This is a genomic window from Streptomyces sp. NPDC016640 (assembly GCF_043076215.1).
Taxonomy (GTDB): Bacteria; Actinomycetota; Actinomycetes; order Streptomycetales; family Streptomycetaceae; genus Streptomyces.
On record NZ_JBIBRG010000012.1, the window covers coordinates 90,595 to 111,172 of the forward strand.

At 73.5% G+C, this 20,578-nt stretch carries 24 protein-coding genes and 1 pseudogene; 19 read left to right on the forward strand and 6 right to left on the reverse strand.

The window, feature by feature from the left end; all coding sequences use genetic code 11:
- Positions 1–98 precede the first annotated feature (98 nt).
- The 13 genes from ACF07S_RS23885 (at position 99) to ACF07S_RS23945 (ending at position 9,843) form a co-directional block, all read left to right on the forward strand.
- Positions 99–1,736, forward strand: coding sequence for an NAD(P)/FAD-dependent oxidoreductase (locus ACF07S_RS23885; protein ID WP_391975042.1), 1,638 nt, complete (start codon positions 99–101; stop codon positions 1,734–1,736).
- Entirely contained in the window at positions 1,733–3,580 is a 1,848-nt protein-coding gene (locus ACF07S_RS23890; protein ID WP_391965653.1) for a transketolase, read from the forward strand. The genes ACF07S_RS23885 and ACF07S_RS23890 overlap by 4 nt, the downstream gene beginning before the upstream one ends.
- Positions 3,577–4,503 carry a non-homologous end-joining DNA ligase gene (gene ligD / locus ACF07S_RS23895; protein WP_391975043.1) on the forward strand — a complete coding sequence of 309 codons (927 nt, stop codon included), beginning with the start codon at positions 3,577–3,579 and terminating at the stop codon, positions 4,501–4,503. The genes ACF07S_RS23890 and ligD overlap by 4 nt, the downstream gene beginning before the upstream one ends.
- A 94-nt stretch (positions 4,504–4,597) precedes the next feature.
- Positions 4,598–4,981 carry a gas vesicle protein gene (locus tag ACF07S_RS23900; RefSeq protein WP_391965655.1) on the forward strand — a complete coding sequence of 128 codons (384 nt, stop codon included), beginning with the start codon at positions 4,598–4,600 and terminating at the stop codon, positions 4,979–4,981.
- A 107-nt stretch (positions 4,982–5,088) separates the two neighbouring features.
- Positions 5,089–5,523 carry a gas vesicle structural protein GvpA gene (locus ACF07S_RS23905; protein WP_391965656.1) on the forward strand — a complete coding sequence of 145 codons (435 nt, stop codon included), beginning with the start codon at positions 5,089–5,091 and terminating at the stop codon, positions 5,521–5,523.
- A complete protein-coding gene (locus ACF07S_RS23910; RefSeq protein WP_391965657.1) occupies positions 5,520–6,293 on the forward strand; it encodes a GvpL/GvpF family gas vesicle protein in 774 nt (257 codons plus the stop codon). The genes ACF07S_RS23905 and ACF07S_RS23910 overlap by 4 nt, the downstream gene beginning before the upstream one ends.
- A 4-nt stretch (positions 6,294–6,297) precedes the next feature.
- Entirely contained in the window at positions 6,298–6,564 is a 267-nt protein-coding gene (locus ACF07S_RS23915; protein ID WP_391965658.1) for a gas vesicle protein GvpG, read from the forward strand.
- Positions 6,561–7,097, forward strand: coding sequence for a DNA primase (locus ACF07S_RS23920; protein ID WP_391965659.1), 537 nt, complete (start codon positions 6,561–6,563; stop codon positions 7,095–7,097). Before ACF07S_RS23915 ends, ACF07S_RS23920 begins: the two co-directional genes overlap by 4 nt.
- Positions 7,094–8,233 carry an SRPBCC family protein gene (locus ACF07S_RS23925; RefSeq protein ID WP_391975044.1) on the forward strand — a complete coding sequence of 380 codons (1,140 nt, stop codon included), beginning with the start codon at positions 7,094–7,096 and terminating at the stop codon, positions 8,231–8,233. Before ACF07S_RS23920 ends, ACF07S_RS23925 begins: the two co-directional genes overlap by 4 nt.
- Positions 8,230–8,565, forward strand: a complete 336-nt coding sequence (locus ACF07S_RS23930) for a gas vesicle protein (RefSeq protein WP_391965661.1) — start codon at positions 8,230–8,232, stop codon at positions 8,563–8,565. Before ACF07S_RS23925 ends, ACF07S_RS23930 begins: the two co-directional genes overlap by 4 nt.
- Positions 8,562–9,341, forward strand: coding sequence for a GvpL/GvpF family gas vesicle protein (locus tag ACF07S_RS23935; protein ID WP_391965662.1), 780 nt, complete (start codon positions 8,562–8,564; stop codon positions 9,339–9,341). Before ACF07S_RS23930 ends, ACF07S_RS23935 begins: the two co-directional genes overlap by 4 nt.
- Positions 9,338–9,526: a gas vesicle protein gene (locus tag ACF07S_RS23940; RefSeq protein WP_391965663.1), complete on the forward strand. Its 189-nt coding sequence runs from the start codon at positions 9,338–9,340 to the stop codon at positions 9,524–9,526. Before ACF07S_RS23935 ends, ACF07S_RS23940 begins: the two co-directional genes overlap by 4 nt.
- A complete protein-coding gene (locus ACF07S_RS23945; protein WP_391965664.1) occupies positions 9,523–9,843 on the forward strand; it encodes a gas vesicle protein K in 321 nt (106 codons plus the stop codon). The genes ACF07S_RS23940 and ACF07S_RS23945 overlap by 4 nt, the downstream gene beginning before the upstream one ends.
- 22 nt (positions 9,844–9,865) lie before the next feature.
- Here the strand turns inward: ACF07S_RS23945 and ACF07S_RS23950 are convergent, their stop codons facing one another.
- Both ACF07S_RS23950 and ACF07S_RS23955 read right to left on the reverse strand, forming a co-directional pair.
- On the reverse strand, positions 9,866–10,036 hold the full coding sequence (locus ACF07S_RS23950; RefSeq protein WP_391965665.1) for a hydrophobic protein: 171 nt from the start codon (positions 10,034–10,036) through the stop codon (positions 9,866–9,868).
- A gap of 42 nt (positions 10,037–10,078) precedes the next feature.
- Complete coding sequence (locus ACF07S_RS23955; protein WP_391975045.1) at positions 10,079–10,900, reverse strand: methyltransferase domain-containing protein; 822 nt, start codon at positions 10,898–10,900, stop codon at positions 10,079–10,081.
- 146 nt (positions 10,901–11,046) lie between these two features.
- Here ACF07S_RS23955 and ACF07S_RS23960 point away from each other — a divergent pair, with 146 nt between their 5' ends.
- Positions 11,047–12,699 carry an ABC-F family ATP-binding cassette domain-containing protein gene (locus ACF07S_RS23960; protein ID WP_391965667.1) on the forward strand — a complete coding sequence of 551 codons (1,653 nt, stop codon included), beginning with the start codon at positions 11,047–11,049 and terminating at the stop codon, positions 12,697–12,699.
- A 51-nt stretch (positions 12,700–12,750) separates the two neighbouring features.
- On the opposite strand, the gene ACF07S_RS23965 is transcribed toward ACF07S_RS23960, so the two are convergent.
- Complete coding sequence (locus ACF07S_RS23965; protein ID WP_391975046.1) at positions 12,751–13,863, reverse strand: Vms1/Ankzf1 family peptidyl-tRNA hydrolase; 1,113 nt, start codon at positions 13,861–13,863, stop codon at positions 12,751–12,753.
- A 62-nt stretch (positions 13,864–13,925) separates the two neighbouring features.
- Here ACF07S_RS23965 and ACF07S_RS23970 point away from each other — a divergent pair.
- Positions 13,926–14,212, forward strand: a pseudogene (locus ACF07S_RS23970) (DUF6158 family protein).
- 237 nt (positions 14,213–14,449) lie between these two features.
- Here the strand turns inward: ACF07S_RS23970 and ACF07S_RS23975 are convergent.
- The 3 genes from ACF07S_RS23975 to ACF07S_RS23985 all read right to left on the reverse strand — a co-directional run bounded on the left by ACF07S_RS23975 (position 14,450) and on the right by ACF07S_RS23985 (position 15,957).
- Positions 14,450–15,004 carry a type 1 glutamine amidotransferase domain-containing protein gene (locus ACF07S_RS23975; protein WP_391965669.1) on the reverse strand — a complete coding sequence of 185 codons (555 nt, stop codon included), beginning with the start codon at positions 15,002–15,004 and terminating at the stop codon, positions 14,450–14,452.
- 7 nt (positions 15,005–15,011) lie between these two features.
- Positions 15,012–15,476, reverse strand: coding sequence for a CBS domain-containing protein (locus ACF07S_RS23980; RefSeq protein ID WP_391965670.1), 465 nt, complete (start codon positions 15,474–15,476; stop codon positions 15,012–15,014).
- A gap of 88 nt (positions 15,477–15,564) precedes the next feature.
- Positions 15,565–15,957, reverse strand: a complete 393-nt coding sequence (locus ACF07S_RS23985) for a DUF2795 domain-containing protein (RefSeq protein WP_391965671.1) — start codon at positions 15,955–15,957, stop codon at positions 15,565–15,567.
- A gap of 443 nt (positions 15,958–16,400) precedes the next feature.
- Between ACF07S_RS23985 and ACF07S_RS23990 the strand changes: the two genes are divergently transcribed.
- From ACF07S_RS23990 to ACF07S_RS24005, 4 genes are all read left to right on the forward strand, one after another.
- A complete protein-coding gene (locus tag ACF07S_RS23990) occupies positions 16,401–17,198 on the forward strand; it encodes an RNA polymerase sigma factor SigF (RefSeq protein ID WP_391975047.1) in 798 nt (265 codons plus the stop codon).
- A 138-nt stretch (positions 17,199–17,336) separates the two neighbouring features.
- Entirely contained in the window at positions 17,337–18,077 is a 741-nt protein-coding gene (locus ACF07S_RS23995) for a hypothetical protein (protein WP_391975048.1), read from the forward strand.
- Between the two features lie 156 nt (positions 18,078–18,233).
- Entirely contained in the window at positions 18,234–19,481 is a 1,248-nt protein-coding gene (locus ACF07S_RS24000; RefSeq protein WP_391975049.1) for an aminotransferase class I/II-fold pyridoxal phosphate-dependent enzyme, read from the forward strand.
- Positions 19,478–20,572 carry an MBL fold metallo-hydrolase gene (locus ACF07S_RS24005; RefSeq protein WP_391975050.1) on the forward strand — a complete coding sequence of 365 codons (1,095 nt, stop codon included), beginning with the start codon at positions 19,478–19,480 and terminating at the stop codon, positions 20,570–20,572. Before ACF07S_RS24000 ends, ACF07S_RS24005 begins: the two co-directional genes overlap by 4 nt.
- Positions 20,573–20,578 lie beyond the last annotated feature (6 nt).

A 20,578-nucleotide genomic window follows, 5' to 3' on the forward strand; every position in this document is an offset into this window, starting at 1 on the left:
TACCCGGGGGGTCCGCCGGAAACCGGCGGACGTTTGACGGCCCCGACCAGGGGGACGCGGAAGTCTCCCGACGTACGCGACAGCGCCGGAGGCGAACCGTGAGTCGACCCCGCACAGTGATCGTCGGTGCCGGCTTCGCCGGGTACCGCACCGCCCAGACCCTGTCCCGGCTGGCGAAGGGGCGGGCCGATGTCGTCCTGCTGAACCCGACCGACTACTTCCTGTACCTGCCGCTGCTGCCCCAGGTCGCCGCGGGCGTCCTGGAGCCGCGCCGGGTCACCGTGTCCCTCTCCGGCACGCTGCCGCACGTACGTCTGGTGCTGGGGGAGGCCGACCGCATCGACCTGGACGAGCGGCAGGTGCACTACACCGGCCCCGAGGGCGAGGGCGGCACCCTCGCCTACGACCGGCTGGTGCTCGCGGCCGGCAGCGTGAACAAGCTGCTGCCCATCCCCGGCGTCGCCGAGCACGCACACGGCTTCCGCGGCCTGCCCGAGGCGCTGTACCTGCGCGACCACGTGACCCGGCAGGTGGAGCTCGCAGCGGCCACCGACGACCCCGAGCGGTGCGCCGCCCGGTGCACCTTCGTCGTGGTGGGCGCCGGCTACACCGGCACCGAAGTCGCCGCGCACGGGCAGCTGTTCACCGACGCCCAGGTGGGTGGGAATCCCCCGCGGACCGGTGTGCGACCGCGCTGGATGCTGCTGGACATCGCCGACCGGGTCCTGCCGGAACTGGACGAACGGCTCTCCCGCACCGCCGACAAGGTGCTGCGCGAGCGGGGTGTGGACGTGCGGATGGGCACCTCGGTGAAGGAGGCCACGCACGACGGGGTGCTGCTGACCGACGGGGAGTTCGTCGACACGCACACCCTGGTGTGGTGCGTGGGCGTACGCCCCGACCCGCTCGCCGAGTCCCTCGGGCTGCCCATGGAACGCGGCCGGCTGCTCGTCGACCCGCACCTGCAGGTCCCGGGCCGCCCGGAGGTGTTCGCCTGCGGTGACGCGGCCGCGGTGCCCGACCTGGAGAAGCCCGGGCAGTACACCCCGATGACCGCGCAGCACGCCTGGCGGCAGGGCAAGGTGTGCGCGCGGAACATCGCCGCGTCGTTCGGCGACGGTGAGCGGCGCGCCTACCGGCACAAGGACATGGGGTTCGTGGTGGACCTCGGCGGCGTCAAGGCCGCCGCCAATCCGCTCGGTGTGAACCTGTCCGGACCGGCGGCGGGAGCGGTCACCCGCGGCTACCACCTCGCGGCGATGCCGGGCAACCGCGTGCGGGTGGCCGCCGACTGGCTCCTGGACGCGGTACTGCCGCGCCAGGCGGTCCAGTTGGGGCTCGTACGGTCCTGGTCGGTTCCCCTGGACACATCGTCCCCGGAACTGGCCCGGGTGCCGGGCGGCTCCGGACCGGAACGGCCGTCCCGGGAGGGGGACGCAGGCAAGGGCGGGGGCGGTGAGCCCGCGAGGAACCGGCCCGGTGGTGAGCCCGCGAGGAACCAGCCCGGTGGTGAGCCCGCGAGGAACCAGCCCGGCGGTGAGCCCGCGAAGAAGCAGCCCGGCGGTGAGCCCGCGAAGAAGCAGCCCGGCGGTGAGCCCGCGAAGAAGCAGCCCGGTGGTGAGCCCGCGAGGGAGCAGGCCGCCGTGGTTCCGCCCCCCGATCAGCCGCCGCCCGGCCCGGGTGTCGCGCCCGGCCCCGTGCAGCGCACCGACCACCCAGGAGAAGGAGACTCATGAACACCGGTGAACTCGTCGAGCTCGGGCAGCAGCTGCGTGTGGACAGTGTCCGCGCGGCGGCCGCCGCGGGCTCCGGGCACCCCACGTCGTCGATGTCCGCCGCGGACCTGATGGCCGTCCTGTTCGCGCACCACTTCCGCTACGACTTCCAGCGGCCCGACCACCCGGGCAACGACCGCTTCGTCCTGTCCAAGGGCCATGCCTCGCCGCTGATGTACGCCACCTACAAGGCCGCCGGCGCCATCGACGACGAGGAACTGCTCACCTTCCGCAAGAACGGCAGCCGCCTCGAGGGGCACCCCACCCCGCGGCAGCTGCCCTGGGTCGAGACGGCCACCGGCTCGCTCGGCCAGGGACTCCCCGTCGGCGTCGGCATCGCGCTGGCCGGGAAGCGGCTGGACCACGCCGACTACCGCGTGTGGGTGCTGTGCGGGGACAGCGAACTGGCCGAGGGCTCCGTGTGGGAGGCCGCCGAGCAGGCCGCGTACGAGAACCTGGACAACCTCACGGTGGTCGTGGACGTCAACCGGCTCGGTCAGCGCGGCCCCACCCGGCACGGCCACGACCTCGACGCCTACGCCCGCCGCTTCCAGGCCTTCGGCTGGCACACCGTCGAGGTGGACGGCCACGACGTGGACGCCGTCGACCGTGCCTACGGGGAGGCGGCCTCCACCAGGGGCCAGCCCACCGCGATCCTCGCCCGCACCCTCAAGGGCAAGGGCGTCGAGGCGGTCCAGGACCGGGAGGGCCTGCACGGCAAGCCGCTGCCGGAGGCCGAGGAGGCGATCGCCGAACTCGGCGGCCCGCGCGACCTGCGCATCCCGGTGCGGCAGCCGTCCGGCACCACCGCGCCGCCCGACCGGCGCACCGGACACCTCGAACTGCCCCGCTGGGACAAGGGCGAGGAAGTGGCCACCCGGAACGCCTTCGGCGAGGCGCTGACCGCCCTCGGCAGCGCGCGCGGCGACGTCGTGGCCCTGGACGGAGAGGTCGGCGACTCCACGCGCGCGGAGTTCTTCGCCAAGGAACACCCCGAGCGCTACGTCGAGTGCTACATCGCCGAGCAGCAGATGGTGGCGGCGGCGGTCGGCGTCGCGGCGCGCGGCCGTACGCCGTACGCCTCCACTTTCGCGGCCTTCCTCACCCGCGCCCACGACTTCGTCCGCATGGCGTCGGTCAGCGGCTCGGGCATCAATCTCGTCGGTTCGCACGCGGGCGTCGCCATCGGCCAGGACGGTCCCAGCCAGATGGGTCTGGAGGACCTGGCGATGATGCGCGCGGTGCACGGCTCGACCGTGCTGTACCCGTGCGACGCCAACCAGACCGCACGGCTGGTCGCCGCGATGGCCGACCTCGACGGCATCCGCTACCTGCGCACCTCGCGCGGCGAGAGCCCGGTGATCTACGGACCCGACGAGGAGTTCCCGGTCGGCGGCAGCAAGGTGCTGCGCTCCTCCGGCCGCGACCGGCTCACCCTCGTCGCCGCCGGCGTCACCGTGCCCGAGGCACTGGCCGCCGCGGACGCCCTGGAGGGCGAGGGCATCGCCGTACGCGTGATCGACCTGTACTCGGTGAAGCCGGTCGACCGGGAGACCCTGCGCACGGCCGCCGAGGAGACCGGCTGCCTGGTGACCGTGGAGGACCACCACCCGGAGGGCGGTGTCGGGGACGCGGTGCTGGACGCCTTCGCCGACGGGCGTCCGGTACCGCGCCTGGTGCGCCTGGCCGTCCGGAACATGCCGGGCTCCGCCTCCCCGGAGGAGCAGCTGCACGCCGCCGGCATCGACGCCGAGTCGATCGCGGCGGCCGCCCGGCTGCTGGTGGGGGAGGCGATCGTGGCGTGAGCGACGACGGCGTGCGCACCGTGCGGGCCGGCCGCCGCACGGTGCGCATCCACCGCCCGGGCAAGGTGCTCTTCCCGGGCGGCGCGCACGCCGAGGAGTACACCAAGGGCGACCTCGTCGACTACCACCGGGCCGTCGCCCCGTTCATGCTGCCGCACCTGCGGGGCCGCCCGCTGATGCTGGACCGCCGCCCGGACGGCATCGACGGACCGGCGTTCATGCAGAAGAACACCCCGGACGGCTACCCGGACTGGATCACCCGCGTCCAGGTCGCCAAGGAGGGCGGCACCGTCACGCACACCGTGTGCGACGACACCGCCACCCTCCTGCACCTCGTCGACCGGGCGAGCATCACCCTGCACCGCTGGCTGTCCCGCGCCGGCCGGGTCGACCGTCCCGACCGCCTGGTGTTCGACCTCGACCCCCCGGACGACGACTTCGAGGCGGTACGCGGGGCGGCACGGCTCCTGGGGGAACTGCTGGGCGAACTGAACCTGCCCTCGGCGCTCATGACCACCGGCTCCCGAGGCCTGCACGTGATCGTGCCCCTGAGCGGCGACCAGGACTTCGACGGCGTACGCGCATTCGCCCGGGACGTCGCCGATACCCTCGTCGCGGCCCGCCCCGACCGGCTCACCACCGCCGCCCGCAAGAAGGACCGCGGCGACCGGCTCTACCTCGACGTGCAGCGCAACGCCTACGCGCAGACCGCGGTCGCTCCCTACACCGTCCGCGCCCTGCCCGGCGCGCCCGTCGCCGCTCCCGTCTCCTGGGACCAGCTGGACGATCCGGACCTGCACGCACGCCGCTGGACCGTCGCCGACGCCCTCGGGCAGGCGCGCCGCGACCCGTGGGAGGGCGTGCCGCGTCGGGGACGCGCCCTGGGGCCGGCGCGCCGCCGGCTGGCGGCGCTGCGGGGCTGAGGACGCGGAGCCCCCTGGGCCCCGAGTGACGCACCGGGTGAGCACCGGGAGGTTTGGCGAACAGACTTGCGGCCACACGAAGGGGGAGGTGGACATGTCGAACACGAACAACGCCAAGGAATCACAGAGTTCACAGAACTCCCAGAACTCTTCCGACTCCCACAACACCACGGACGACGTCACGGACAACACCACAGCCACCAAGCGGCCGGGCCCGATGGAGGTGCTGCGTCAGGCGCGCGGACAGCTCGCCGAGCTCACCGGAATGGAAGCCGAGTCCGTGTCTTCCTTCGAACAGACGGAGGAGGGCTGGGCGCTGGAGGTCGAGGTGCTCGAACTCGAGCGCGTGCCCGACACGATGAGCCTGATGGCGAGTTACCAGGTGCAACTGGACCCCGACGGCCAGCTCACCGGTTACCGGCGCGTCCGCCGCTACGAGCGTGGACGGGCCGACGCACACCGGCCCGGCGGCCGCTAGGCCGCCCGGCCGGACCGCACCCGCGGACACCGGGCGGACGCCTGCGCAACCGCGGCCACGTCCCACATTCCCATCCACCATCGACAGACGAAGGAGGTACAGCCGGCATGACAGTCGTACCGGCACAGCAGACCGGCGGTGGAGGCGGCAGCAGCGGCCTCTACGACGTGCTTGAGCTTGTTCTGGACAGGGGGCTCGTCATCGACGCATTCGTGCGCGTGTCCCTGGTCGGCATCGAGATCCTCAAGATCGACGTCCGTGTCGTCGTCGCCAGCGTCGACACGTATCTCCGCTTCGCCGAGGCGTGCAACCGACTCGACCTGGAGTCCGGGCCCCGCAAGAGCCCGGGCCTGCCCGAGATCGTGGGCGAGGTCACCGAGTCCGGTGCCCGCGGCAAGTCCAAGGGGGCGCTCTCGGGTGCCGCCGAGACCATCTCCGACGCGTTCAAGCAGGCCCGTGAGGGCGGTTCCGAGCGCGAGACCGAGTCCCGCCCGCGCGCCCGCAAGAGCACCACCGCCCGCCGGAAGGAGGAGCAGGAGTGAGCACCTACGTCTACGGCATCACCGCCGCCTCGCACCCCGCCCTCCCCGAGGGCATGGGCGGGGTCGGCGACCCCTCGCGCCCGGTGCGCGTCCTGCGGGCGGGCGAACTGGCGGCCCTCGTCAGCGACGCCCCCGAAGGGCTGCGGCCCAAGCGCCGCGAACTGCTCGCCCACCAGAACGTGCTCAGCGAGGCCGGCGCGGCCGGCTGCATACTGCCCATGCGCTTCGGCAGCGTCGCGCCCGGCGACGAGGCCGTCACCGGTGTCCTCGCCGAGCGCGCCGAGCACTACCAGGAGCGGCTGCGGGCGCTCGACGGCCGGGTCGAGTACAACGTCAAGGCCAACCACGTCGAAGAGGCCGTGCTGCACCACGTCATGGCCGGCAGCCCCGAGATCCGCGCCCTCGCCGAGGCCAACCGGCAGGCGGGCGGCGGCAGTTACGACGACAAGATCCGGCTCGGCGAGATGGTCGCCGCGGCGGTCAAGGACAAGGAGGCCGAGGACGGCACCGCGCTGGAGCGCGCGCTGGAACCGGCGGCCGACGCCGTGAGCGTGGGCCCCGAGTCCACGGGCTGGCTCGCCAACGTCTCCTACCTGGTGAAGCGCGAGACGGCCGAGGAGTTCCTGGCCGCCGTGGAGCAGGTCCGCAAGGACATGCCGCACCTGGAGGTGCGCCTGAACGGGCCGCTCCCGCCGTACAGCTTCGTCGAGCCCGGCCCGGCCGAGCCGGCGGGTACCGCGGCGGGCGGGGCGGACGCCGGAGCGGGGTGACGGCATGGGCCTGATCTCGGAGGTGCTGCTGCTGCCGTTCGCACCGGTGCGCGGCAGCGCCTGGGCCATCCGGCAGGTACTCCAGGAGGCGGAGCGCATCTACTACGACCCCGCCACCGTCCGGGCCGAACTGGCCCGGCTCGAGGAGCAGTTGGAGGCCGGAGAGATCACCGAGGAGGAGTTCGACCGACAGGAGGACGAACTCCTCGACCGGCTGGAGACCGCAACGCGCACCGGCGCGGGCACAGGGGACGGGACGACACGACGATGAACCGCACGGGACTGGGCCTCGCGATCGGGGCCGGATACCTCCTCGGACGGACCAGGAAACTGAAGCTGGCGGTCGCCGTCGGCGGCCTGGTGGCGGGCAAGAAGCTGAACCTCGGCCCGCGCATGGTCGCGGAGCTGGTGTCCCAGCAGCTGCGGGACAACCCGCAGTTCAAGGAGATCGGGGACCAGCTCCGCGGCGACCTGCGGGGCGTCGGCAAGGCGGCCTCCGGGGCCCTGGTCGAGCGGCGGCTCGCCTCCCTCGCCGACCGGCTGCACGGCCGTACCGCCGAGCTGCGCGGCCGGTCGGCGGGTGCCGGCCCGCAGGAGGACGAGGCCGAGGAAGAGGAGGAGGAAACGCCCGCGGAGCGGACGGCAGGGAAGGCACCCACCGGGGCGACCGCCAGGAGGACCGCCAAGAAGGCGCCGGCCAGGAGGGCGGCACCGGAGAAGAGGACGGCGAGGGCGAAGAAGGCCGTGCCGGCGAAGAAGACCGCTGCCAAGAAGGCGGTCTCGAAGAGGGGCGGCGAGCGATGACCGGGACTTCCGGGACTACGAAGAACCCGCTCGCCGATGTGGCGCACAGCGAGGCCGCCGAGCGGCTCAAGGCGGAACTGCAGGACTACCTCGCGGCCCGGGCCGCCAGCCTGCTGACCGGCCTCGGCCACAAGCTCGGCGAGACCACGAACAAACTGAGCGACATCGCCGAGGGCAGGAGTCCGGGCTTCGCCGAACTCGCCGCCGCCGGCGGCCGCAAGCTCGCCGAGGGCAAGGGCCCGCTGCGCAGCGCCGTCGAACTCGGTGCCTCGCGGGCCAAGGACAAGGTGAAGGGCACGCTGAAGGGCGTGGGCCCGGGCGGGAGGCGCAAGGGCTCGGCCGGCCGCAAGCCCACCGTCATCATCGAGCACGTCGACGTCGGGGTCCCGCTGCGCACGGCCTACGACCAGTGGACGCGGTACCAGGACTTCAGCACCTTCGCCAAGGGTGTCAAGAGCGTCGACAGGGCCGACGACACCACCTCGGACTGGCAGGTGAAGGTGTTCTGGTCCAGCCGCAGCTGGCGGGCCCGGACGACCGAGCAGATACCCGACGACCGCATCGCCTGGTCCTCGGAGGGCGCCAAGGGGACGACGAAGGGCGTCGTCTCCTTCCACCGCCTCGCCGACAGCCTCACCAGGGTCCTGCTGGTCATCGAGTACTACCCCACGGGGCTCTTCGAGAAGACCGGCAACATCTGGCGCGCCCAGGGCCGCCGCGCCCGGCTCGACCTGAAAAACTTCGCCCGGTTCATCACCCTCAAGGGCGAGGCCGAGGACAGCTGGCGGGGCGAGATACGCGACGGGGAGGTCGTCCGCGGCCACGAGGACGCCTCGGCCGAAGAGGACGAGGCATCCGGCGGCGAGGACGAGGCCTACGACGAGGACGCGGAGGCCGAGGAGCCCACCGACGAGTACGCGGAGGACCCGGAGGCCGGGGAACACGAGGAGGCCGCCGACGAGTACGCGGAGGACCCGGAGGCCGAGGAGGCCGGGGAGCCTGCCGAGGAGTACGAGGAGGACGAGGCGCCGGAGGAAAGCGCCGACGAGTACGAGGAGGACGAGTACCCGGACGAAGAGTACGAGGCCGACGCCGACACTGACGCCGAGCACGCCGAGAGCCGGAGCCGCCGATGACCACCCCGAGCCGGCTTCCCGATACGTACGGCCAGAACGGCGGCGCCAATCTCGCTGACATCCTGGAGAGGGTGCTCGACAAGGGCGTCGTGATAGCCGGCGACATCCGCATCAACCTGCTCGACATCGAGCTGCTCACCATCAAGCTCCGCCTCGTCGTCGCCTCGGTCGACAAGGCGAAGGAGATGGGGATCGACTGGTGGGAGTCCGACCCGGCGCTGTCCTCGGGCGCCCGTCGTGACGAACTGGCCAGGGAGAACGCCGAGCTGCGTGAGCGGCTGGCCCGGCTGGAGGAGCTGGAGCCGCGCCGCGCACAGGAGGAGACACCGTGACCGGACTGCGGTACGTCTACGCGGTCTGCCGTCCCTTCGGGACGCCGCTGCAGGCCCAGCTGACCGGAGTCGGAGGCGATCCGCCCCGGCTGTTGCCCCACCGCGACCTGGTGGCCGTGGTCAGTCATGTACCCGAGGCGGATTTCGCCGAGGAACCGCTGCGCGCGCGTCTGGAGGATCTCGATTGGCTGACCGCGGTCGCCCGCGCCCACCAGGGCGTGATCGACGCGCTCACCACCGTCACCACCCCGCTGCCGCTGCGGCTGGGCACCGTGTTCCGCGACGACAGCGGTGTACGGATGATGCTCGAGGCGCGTGAGGCGAGCTTCCTGCGGACCCTGGACCGGCTGCAGGGCCGGGTGGAGTGGGGCGTCAAGGTCTACCTGGAGCAGGAGGAGACCCCGCAGGGGCCCGCCGCCCCCGCCCCGAAACCGACGTCCGGCCGGGACTACCTGCGACAGCGGCGCATGCGGACGAAGGCGCAGGACGACCTCTGGCAGCGGGCCGAGTCCTTCGCGACCCGGCTGCACGAAACCCTCGCGGAGAGCGCCGAGGACTCCCGGCTGCACGCGCCGCAGAACCCCACGCTCTCCGGCGCCTCCGGACGCAACGTGCTCAATGCGGCCTATCTCGTGCCGCGCGCGGAATCCGAGGAATTCGTCGAGAAGGTGGACCGGACGAAGGACGGAGTTCCCGGAATACGCGTCGAACTCACCGGCCCCTGGGCGGCCTATTCGTTCGCCGGTGAGGAAACGGCGGAGGAGGAGGGTCCGTGACCGTCGTCGAACGCCGTGAGATAGCCCTGGTGGACCTGCTCGACCGGCTGCTGGCCGGCGGGGTCGTCATCACGGGTGACGTCACGCTGCGTATCGCGGACGTCGATCTGGTCCGTATCGATCTGAACGCGCTCATCAGCTCGGTGAACGCACAAGTCCCCTCCCCCTTCGAGGAGTCGCGTTGACGACCCGTCCGGACGACCGGCCCGTGGAGCCGCACGACAGCCGGCGCAAGCGGCTCGACCTGGAGCCCGACACGGTCGAGCGCGACCTGGTCAAGCTGGTGCTCACGGTCGTGGAGCTGCTGCGCCAGCTCATGGAGCGGCAGGCGGTGCGCCGGTTCGACGAGGGCGACCTCACCGAGGAGCAGGAGGAGCGGATCGGGCTGACCCTCATGCTGCTCGAGGACCGTATGGCGGAATTGCGGGACCGGTACGGACTGCGGCCCGAGGACCTCAATCTGGACCTCGGGCCGCTCGGACCGCTGCTTCCCCGGGACTGAGTCCCGGGGAATTCCCGTCATCTCACCACCGGTACCAGCGGCCCCTGCCCCCGCCTGCCGACGTGCTGCGCATGAAGAATCCCAGCAGCCACACGACCAGAACCGCCAGGGCCACCCACCAGAGAACCTCTACCGCGAATCCGGCACCGAAAAGGATCAGCGCCAGGAGCAGAACGAGCAGAATGGGAACCATAATGTCAACCTCCTGAAATTCTGGTTGCCCGTTCAACGCGGATCAGGCTTCCTTGCGGCAGAGAATCTCTCCGTGCAGGACGCTGAACCAGCCGTCGTCCCGCGCGCCCCACTCCCGCCAGGCCCCGGCCGCCTCCCGCAGCTGCTCGCGGGTGGTGTGGCCCCCGTCCACGGCGCGCCCCGCATAGGCCGACGCCACGGTGCGGTCCGCCCACAGGCCGCTCCACCAGGCCCGCTCCTCGGCGGTCGAGAAGGTCCAGGTGCCCGAGGTCGCGGTGATGTCCGTGAAGCCCGCGGCGAGCGCCCAGGCCTTCAGCCGCCGCCCGGCGTCCGGCTCGCCCCCGTTGGACCGGGCCACCCGCCGGTACAGATCCCGCCACCGTTCCATGCCCGGTGACGCCGGGTACCAGGTCATCGCCGCGTAGTCCGCGTCCCGGACGGCGACGAAGCCGCCCGGCCGGGTCACCCGCAGCATCTCCCGCAGCGCCCGTACCGGATCTCCCACGTGCTGGAGCACCTGGTGGGCGTGGACCACACAGAACGTGCCGTCCGGGAAGTCCAGCGCGTGCACGTCCCCCACCGTGAAGCCGACGTTCCCCGGTCCCCGCTCGCCGGCGACCGCCCGGGCCCGCTCCAGGACGGCCGGTTCCCGGTCGAGACCGGTGACGTGGCCGTCGGGGACGTGTGCGGCCAGGTCGGCGGTGATGGTACCGGGGCCGCACCCGATGTCCAGGATCCTCATGTGGGGCTCGAGCACCCCGAGGAGGTACGCCGCCGAGTTCGCGGCGGTCCGCCACGTGTGCGACCGCAGCACCGACTCGTGGTGTCCGTGCGTGTAGACGGCGGTCTCCCGCGCTTCCGGCATGACCGGCCCACCCCTTCCACTTCCGTAGGACCCCCACGTTACGCGCGTCGACCGGATGATGAGATACTCGTATCGCATGTTGGACATCGGGTCGCCCGTCCGAAACCGGTTTGCCCGCCGCGCCGGCGACCCCGCAGAATCCACTCATGGGCCACCTGGAAGCAGCACACCTGGAGTACTACCTCCCCGACGGGAGAGCCCTCCTGGGCGATGTGTCCTTCCGGGTGGGCGAGGGCGCCGTGATGGCCCTGGTCGGGCCCAACGGAGCGGGCAAGACGACCCTGCTGCGCCTCCTCGCCGGCGAGCTGAAGCCGCACGGCGGATCCGTCACCGTCACCGGCGGCCTCGGCGTCATGCGCCAGTTCGTCGGCTCGGTGCGCGACGAGACCACCGTGCGTGACCTGCTCGTCTCCGTGGCCGCGCCCCGTATCCGGGAGGCGGCCCGGGCCGTCGACGACGCCGAGCACGCCCTCATGACCTCCCCCGGTGCCTCGACGGCCGGGCAGGCGTCCCCGTCCGACGAGGCCGCCCAGCTCCGCTATGCGCAGGCCCTCTCCGACTGGGCCGAGGCCCGCGGCTACGAGGCCGAGACGCTGTGGGACATGTGCACCACGGCCGCGCTGGGCGTGCCGTACGACAAGGCGCAGTGGCGCCAGGTGCGCACCCTCTCCGGAGGCGAGCAGAAACGCCTGGTCCTCGAGGCGCTGCTGCGCGGCACCGACCAGGTCCTGCTCCTCGACGAGCCCGACAACTACCTCGACGTACCCGGCAAACGCTGGCTGGAGGAACGGCTCGCGGAGACCCGCAAGACCGTGCTGTTCGTCTCCCACGACCGCGAACTCCTCGCCCGTGCCGCCCAGCGCGTCGTCTCCCTCGAACCGAGCCCCACCGGCGCCGACACCTGGGTGCACGGCGGTGGTTTCGCGACCTACCACGCGGCCCGCCGCGAACGCTTCGCCCGCTTCGAGGAGTTGCGCAGGCGCTGGGACGAGAAGCACGCCCAGCTCAAGAAGCTCGTCCTGAACCTGCGCCAGGCAGCGGCGAACAGCCCCGACATGGCCTCCCGCTACCAGGCCGCGCGGACCAGGCTGCGCAAGTTCGAGGAGGCGGGCCCCCCGCCGGAGCCGCCGCGCGAGCAGAACATCACCATGCGCCTGCGGGGCGGCCGTACCGGAGTGCGCGCGCTCACCTGCGAGCGGCTCGAACTCACCGGCCTGATGAAGCCGTTCGACCTGGAGGTGTTCTACGGGGAACGGGTCGCCGTGCTCGGCTCCAACGGCTCCGGCAAGTCGCACTTCCTGCGCCTGCTCGCCGGTGACGACGTGGCGCACACGGGCGAATGGCGGCTCGGCGCACGCGTCCTGCCCGGGCACTTCGCACAGACGCACGCGCACCCCGAACTCGAGGGGCGCACACTCCTGGACATCCTGTGGAAGGAGCACGCCCAGGACCGGGGCGCGGCCATGTCCCGGCTGCGCCGCTACGAGCTGACCGGCCAGGCCGAGCAGGGCTTCGAGCGGCTCTCCGGCGGCCAGCAGGCCCGTTTCCAGATCCTGCTGCTCGAACTCCAGGGCGTCACGGCGCTGCTGCTCGACGAGCCGACGGACAACCTCGACCTGGAGTCGGCGGAGGCGTTGCAGGAGGGCCTGGAGGCCTTCGAGGGGACGGTCCTCGCGGTCACGCACGACCGCTGGTTCGCCCGCTCCTTCGACCGCTTCCTGGTCTTCGGCGGTGACGGCAGGGTCAGGGAGACCCCGGAGCCGGTGTGGGACGAACGCCGGGTGGAACGGGCGCGGTGACCGGCCCGTCCCGACGCCCTCCGGTGCCGTGCGCCGGAGGGCGTCCCCGGCTCACTTCCAGCGCAGCAGCGCACCCAGTCCGCCGACCGGCGCGTCCTGCGGCGCGCCCGGCGCGAGGGACACCGCCAGTGCGGGCGCGTCCGTCGCGACCGCCGACCGGATCAGCGCGTCGTCCGCCCGCGCCGACCACGAGTTCTGCTCACCGAGCACCTTCAGATCCGTACGCCGCACCGCCAGCTGGTCCGGATCCTCGCCGATCCACACCTCACGGCGTGCGTCCGGCCCGTCCGGCCGGATCAGCAGCTCGTCGATCCGGTGCTCGCGAGCGGCCCCGACCAGCGCGGGCACACCCTCCACGGCACCCGCCCGGCCCTCGTCGTCGGGGTTCCGGGCGGCGAGGAACCGCTCCAGCTCGGCGGCGGCGCGATCGCGGATGTGCCCGGCGCGGATCCGCTCGACGTCGTCGTCGAGCAGCCTGCTGTCGGCACCGCGCGAGGCCTCGACCACGAGATCGTCGAGCCGCCGCGGCAGCCGTTCGTGAACGGAGCGCTGCTCACGGTCGTCACCGACGAGGACGAGCAGATCGGCCCCGGTCTCCTCCTGGCAGACGGCGAGCGCGTCGGCGATCTCCGCGGCGTTGTGTTCCCAGGTGTTCTCCACCCGCAGCTGGAAATGGCGCTCCGACCAGTCGACGGTGCCCGTCCGGTGCAGCGGCCACTGGCGTCCGCCGACGCCGCCGGTGTCGTCCCGCCCCAGGGCGCTGCGCAGCTCGAAGTCCGCGCCCTTGCGGTCCACGTAGGCGATCACGCACACGGGATCCTCGCCGGCGAGCTCCAGCAGCGGCGCGACCCTGGGCAGCGGCGCCCACTGCGCCCGGTCGCGCTGCGGGGAACGGGCCAGCGGCGGATCGAGCACCACCTCGCCGTCACGCGCGAACAGGGCGCGGCCGTGCGGTTCGGCGGAGTGCCGCAGTTCTTCGAGCGCGTGGCGCACCGCCCGGCAGGTCGCCTCGTCCGCGCCCTGGCCGGCCAGCTCCCCGGCCATGGCCCGGGCCGTCAGCAGCCGTTCCCGGGGGGTGTGCTCGTCGTGCCGGGAGGTGTCGACGTAGACGGAGGCCCAAGGACCGGGACGTTCGTAGAGTGGATGCAGGAAAGCGAGTTCCATGGCTCCCTCCCGGTTGCCGTTCGGGGTAGTGCCGGTGCCGACCGGGCGGGTACCCGGGCCGCATGGACGCACACGACGAGCGGGGCCCACGATGACCGGAGTCGAGCCGAACCGCCTGGACGACCAGCAGCTCATGAAGGAGCTGGAGACCATCCACCGCACGCGCCACGACACGCTGCTGTACGGCTCCAACGACGCGCTGCGGACCCACAACGAGCGCATGGCGCAGCTCGAGGGCGAGTACCTGCGCCGCAACCCGCGCCGTCCGGTGGCCCCGGGCCGCACCCGCGAGGGGGCCCGCGAACGGGACGCCGCGGACACCACGACCCCCACGACACCGGGCACCTGAACCCGGCCCCCGCGCACCGGCCCCGGCCCCGCGCCTCTCCGGCGCCCGAGCCGGGCAGCCGGCGCATCCCCGGCCCGCGGACGCCGCGAGCCCCGGACCCCTGTACGCCCCGCCCGCCCACGGCCCGCCCGCGCGGCGGCGTCAGCCCGCGCACGCGAACAGGGCCCGCGTTCGCGCGGGCCCCGAAAAGGCGCTGTGTGCGGGGGCGGGCCCGGCGCCCGCCCCCGCATCCGGACGTCAGGCCCCCTGCCCGGCCCCTTCCGTCGCGAACACGTCCACGAAGGTCTCGCAGAACGCCTTCAGATCGTCCGGCTTGCGACTGGTGACCAGCTTGTTCGGCCCGTGGTCGCAGACCTTCACCTGCTCGTCGACCCACGTCCCGCCGGCGTTGCGGATGTCGGTCCGCAGACTGGGCCAGCTGGTCAGCTCCCGGCCGCGTACGACATCGGCCTCGACGAGCGTCCAGGGGGCGTGGCAGATCGCGGCGACCGGCCGGCCCCGTTCGAAGAAGTCCCGCACGAACGCCACGGCCTTCCCGTCCATCCGCAGGAAGTCCGGATTGGCCACCCCGCCCGGCAGCACCAGCCCGTCGAAGGAGGCCGCCGACGTCTCGCCGACCACCTCCTGCACGGGGAAGGTGTCCGCCTTGTCGAGGTGGTCGAACGCCTGGATGGTCCCCGGGCTCGTCGACACCAGCACGGCCTCGTGACCGGCGTCCACGGCCGCCTTCCACGGCTCGGTCAGCTCGACCTGCTCCACGCCCTCGGGAGCGGTCAGAAATGCGATGCGCATGGTGGTCCTACATCCCTTCGTCTGCTTTCGGTGGCTGTCGTTCCGCTCCGCCGCCGTCGTCCGGCTCCGCGCGGCTGATGTCGGCCAGCGCCGATCCCGGATCCCGTGCCTCGGCCAGGTCGCCGAGGCTCACCAGACCGACGGGCAGACCGCCCTCGACCACGGGGATCCGGCGGATCGCGTGCTCGCGCATCAGCGCGACGGCCGCCGACACCGGATCGTCCGGGGCCAGCGTCACCGGGTCGGGGGTGCACACCGACCCGGCGCTCACGCCGAGCGGGTCCGTCCCCTCGGCGACCGCCCGGACCGTGATGTCGCGGTCGGTGAGCACACCGACGACCCGGCGGCCGTCGGCCACCACGACGTCGCCGATGTTCTGGCTGCGCATCAGCCGCGCCGCCTCGACGATCGAGGCGTCCGGACGCACGGCGACCACGCCCGGTGTCATCACGTCCTTGACGAACTCGGCCATGACTGAACGCCCTCCCTCCGGTGCCGGCCGGTGGGCCGCCGCGCCCGGTCGTCCGCGGAACCGGCCGGACGCGGCGCCCACGGTCCGGTCACGCGGTCTCCGACTCCCGGGACCGGGTCAGCGCCTCGGCCAGTTCCTGGACGCTGTCGTAACGGGCCTGGCGCGGCAACCGCTCCAGCGCCTCGATGAGCGCGTCGGGCGCGTACCGCCGGTCCAGGGCCCGCATCAGTTCGCGCGGACCCGCGGGGAACGCGCCCCGGCCCAGGATCCTGGCCAGCTCCAGTCGCACCGACTCCAGCGACGTCGGTCCGCGGCCCGGCGTCACCGGGCCGCGGGCGACCTCCGGGTCGTCGTCGGCGAACGGCTCCGGGTCGTGCCACTCCTCGGTACGGGTGGGGTGGCCGGACCTCAGCAGGCCCTGCAGTTCGTGCTTCATCTCGTCGTCGCGGTGGACGCTGAGCCGGTCACTGCCTCGCTGCATGTCTCCCTCCAGATGCTTCGGGGGTGCGCACCGCGTACCCGGGGAGCGGAGGCCGACACGGGGTCGTGACGCCGGATCGCCACCGCACCGGTTGGACCGCCGGACGGCGGGAGACCTGCATCGCACGCCCCCCACGTGCCTCCGGTGAAAGGGACCGGCCATGGCGGTGCCCGCCGTGCTCGTACCACCGCTCATGCCCGGCGTGATCCTGACGCCGGGCCGCTACGAGGACCTCCTGCTGCCGCCGCCCGCGCCCGAGGGCGATCCGGGCCGGGTCCGCCGAGGGGTTTGGGCCGGTGGAACGGGGGCAGGCGCAGGCTCAGTGCTTCGGACCGGAGGCACGTCCGTGACAGCGGCGCACGCCGCTCCGGACGTACCCGTCCCCGGCCGGTGCGCCCGCCACGGTGACCGTCCGTCCCCACCTCAGGGAGCTGCGAGGCACCATGCATATCCGAGCGGCCGCGAGGCGCCATCCGCACGACGACGCTCCCGACACCGCGGCCGCCTTCCGCAGGCTGGCGGCACTGCCGCCCGGCCCCGAGCGCGGCGTGCTCCGCGACGAGATCGTCGAGGCCTGGCTGCCCATGGCCGACCGTCTCGCGGGACGGTTCCGCAGCCGCGGCGAGACCTACGACGACCTGCGCCAGGTCGCCGCCCTCGGCCTGGTCAAGGCGGTCGACCGGTACGAGCCCGGACTCGGCAACGCCTTCGAGAGCTACGCCGTGCCGACCGTCACCGGTGAGATCAAGCGGCACTTCCGCGACCACATGTGGGCCCTGCACGTACCGCGCCGGGTCCAGGAGCTGCGCAACCGTGTCCGGTACGCCGCGCAGGACCTCTCCGGGACCACACCCGGCCGCCGTCCCACCGTGGCCGAGATCGCCGAGCACACCGACCTGAGCGAGGACGACGTCCGCGCGGGGCAGGAGGCGCTGGAAAGCTTCTCCGCGCTGTCCCTCGACGCCGCACCGCCCGGTGGCGACGACGGCTACTCGCTCGTCGATGCCCTCGGAGCACCCGATCCGGCGCTGGACACCGTGGTCGGCCGCGAAGCCGTCAAGGAGCGGCTGGCCGCGCTGCCGGAGCGGGAACGGGCCATTCTCCACATGCGCTTCTTCGGCGACATGACGCAGAGCAGCATCGCCGAGGAACTGGGCCTCTCGCAGATGCACGTCTCCCGTCTGATCAGCCGTTGCTGCGGCCGGGTGCGGGAGCAGGTCATGCGGGAGGGGGAGGCGTAGCCGCCCGTCACCCGCTCGGGCGCGTCCGGTCCCGCCAATGGTGTCCGACCGCGCGCGGCGGGGCGGCGGGCGGGCTGTGATGGCTGTGGAGCGCGGCCGATCGCCGTGCCCCCGCCGTCGCTCGAAGGAGCCCGTACCATGCGCCGCACCGCCCGTGCCCTGTCCCTCGCCGCCGTCGCCGGTACCGTCATCGGCGTCGTCTGCGCACCGGCCGCGTTCGCGGAGGACGTCCCGGCCGGCGGGTCCTCGTGGGGCACCGCCTCCTCCTCGCCCTGTCCGCAACCCGAGGGACAGGAGTGGCAGGAGCACGAGACGAGGAGCAGCGAACCCGGGGCCGGCGAACCGGAGGCGCTCATCACGGAGACCCCCGAACCGGAGGCCGGCGAACCGGAGACACTCGCCACGGAGACCCCCGAACCGGAGGCCCTCGAACCCGGGGCCCTGGAGCCCGGGGCGGCCGTACCCGGGGGAACGTCACTGGACGAACTCATTCCGGACGCTCCCGCCTCCGAGGGCGGCGCGGGGGAGATCCCCGCTCCCGGGGCGGGCGGACCCACCGCCCCGGGGACCGCGCAGCCGAGCGCCCCGGACCCGAAGCACACGGCATCCGAGCACACAGGGCCCGAGCACACAGGGCCCGAGCACACAGGGCCCACGGACCACGCGTCCAAGGGCCCCGAGCCGGGGGAGGGCGATCCGAAGGACTCCCACTGCGCCGACGCGCCCGTGCACCGGGGCGTCCACGCGGGTGAGGGCGGTGTCTTCACCGACTCCGTGCCCGCCCTGGCCGCCGGCGGCCTGCTGATCGCGGGTGCCCTCGGCGCCGCCGCGCACCGGCTGTACCGGGACCGGGACCGGGCCGCCCGCACGGACGGCTGACGCGCCCTCTTCCCCGGCCACCGCCGCCCATGCCGTGAACTGCGCGACCCGCCCCGGCATCCATGGCACGCGGCACGATGGGTACTGGCTCGCCCGGGGTACGAGTCGGGAGCCGGGGCACGGTGCCCGGGCACCAGGGACTGCGCGGAGGTAGGGATGCGGCGGACGGACCCGGAAGGCCACGGCCCCGTCCGCTTCGGGCCGCCGGTACCCGAGGACGGGCTCCCCGTCCTGCCCGAGCTGTCCGCGGTACTCGCCGCGGCGGCCTCCCGCGCCGACGCCGAGCCGGTCGGCGGGGGTTCCGCGCTGCTGGACGCCGCCTGCGGTCACGGCGACCGGCGCGGACTGCCCGCCGCCCCCGACCGGGTGGCCGCCGCCCCCGGCGCGCCCGTCCTGCTGGTGGCCCTGACCGCGGCCCTCGGCGGTGACATCCTGGTGCCCAGACCCTGCGCCGCCTGGTGGGCCCCCTACGCCCGCCTGCTCGGCAGGCGCGCCTTCCACGTGCCGACGCCGGCCGACGGCGGCGGCGTCCCCGATCCGTACGCCCTGCTGGAGACCGTGCGCCGGCTGCGTAGCGAGGGCGGTGACCCGCGCCTGCTGGTGCTCTCCGTCGCCGACGACCCCACCGCCACCGTGACCCCGCCGGAACTGCTGCACGAGACCCTCGAAGCCGCCGTGGGCGAAGGGCTGCACCTGGTCAGCGACGAGACCTGGCGCGACACCGTGCACAACCCGCACGACACCGTGCTGCTCAGTCCCGCCGAGATGCTGCCCGACCGGGTCACCGTCGTCACCGACCTGGCCGGTGCCCTGCTCCCGCCGGGCTGGCCGGCGGCGACGGCCCGCTTCCCGGCGGGGGCGGACGGGGACGCGCTCCACGCGCGCGTGCTCGACGTGCTCACCGCGCTCGACGCGCGGGTCGCCGCCCCCGTCGCCGCCGCGGCGGCGTACGCCCTGTCCGAGCCCGCAGCGGTCACCGCGCGCGTCGCCGGCACCGTACGGCTGCACGCGCGCGTGGCCGCCGCCGCGCACCACGCCGTCGTCGCCGCAGGCGCCCTGGCCCGGCCCCCGTCCTGCGGCCGGCACCTGTACGCCGACCTCACGCCCCTGGCCCCCGCGCTCGCCGCGCGGGGCGTCGGGGACGCGCAGGAGCTGGAGGACTTCCTCACCGCCCGGCTCGGCATGCCCGCGGCGGGCGGTCACCGTTTCGGCGACGGCCTCGCGGCGCCGCGCGTGCGGCTGTGCACCGCCCCGCTGCTGGGCGGCACCCCAGCCCTGCGCGCGGAAGGGCTGCGGTCACCCGACCCCCTGGAACTGCCGCAGGTGCGAACCGCGTTGACTCGTCTGACATCGGTCTTCGACGAACTCCGTGACGACGCTCAGCGATGGGAGTCACCTCGATGACGCAGCGGCCCGAGTCGGCCACGACAACGACCACGACTACAGCGACCGGCCCGGCCGGCCCGCGGACCGACCCCCCGGAAGCCGGCCCACCGGCCCTCCCCTCCCCCCTCGCGCCGCCGTACCCACCGCCGGCCGAACCCCGCCCGCTCGCCGAACCCCGGGTGTGGCCGCGCACCTTCCACGACCGGCTGACCGCCCCGCTGCCCGGTCTGAAGGCCCTCGCCCGCTTCGCCAGGGAGGGCTCCCTGCGGCCCGCCGCGGTCACTGCCACCGACATCGCCCAGTTGCCCTTCGCCCCCGGTCCGCTGCCCCGCGTGGACGTCCGCTCGGTGGCCGTCACCTGGGCGGGGCACGCCAGTTGGGTGCTGCGGATCGGCGGGCTCACCGTGCTCACCGACCCCGTGTGGTCCCGCCGGATCCTCGGCACTCCGGCCCGCATCACCCCCGTCGGCGTCCCCTGGGAGGCCCTGGAGCGCGTCGACGCGGTCGTCATCAGCCACAACCACTACGACCACCTCGACGCGCCCACCCTGCGCCGACTCCCGCGCGACACCCCCGTCTTCGTCCCGGCCGGGCTCGCCCGCTGGTTCCACCGCCGCCGGTTCGAGCGGGTCACCGAGCTCGACTGGTGGGAGGCCGCCGAACTCGACGGCGTGCGCTTCGACTTCGTACCGGCCCACCACTGGTCCAAACGCACCCTCACCGACACCTGCCGCTCCCTGTGGGGCGGCTGGGTGCTCACCGGTCCCGACGGCCGGCGCGTGTACTTCGCCGGCGACACCGGCTACGGCCACTGGTTCTCCCGCATCGGCCGCCGCTACCCCGGCATCGACCTCGCCCTGCTGCCCATCGGGGCCTACGACCCCCGCTGGTGGCTCGCCGACGTCCACTGCGACCCGGAGGAGGCGGTCCGCGCCGCCCGGGACCTCGGGGCGCGCCGCATGGCCCCCATGCACTGGGGCGCCTTCGTCCTCTCCGCGGAACCGGTCCTGGAGCCGCTCACGCGTGTCCGCGCCGCCTGGGAGAAGGCGGGCCTGCCCCGCGAGGACCTGTGGGACCTGCCGGTGGGGGCCTCCCGCGTCCTGGAGTGAGGGGCG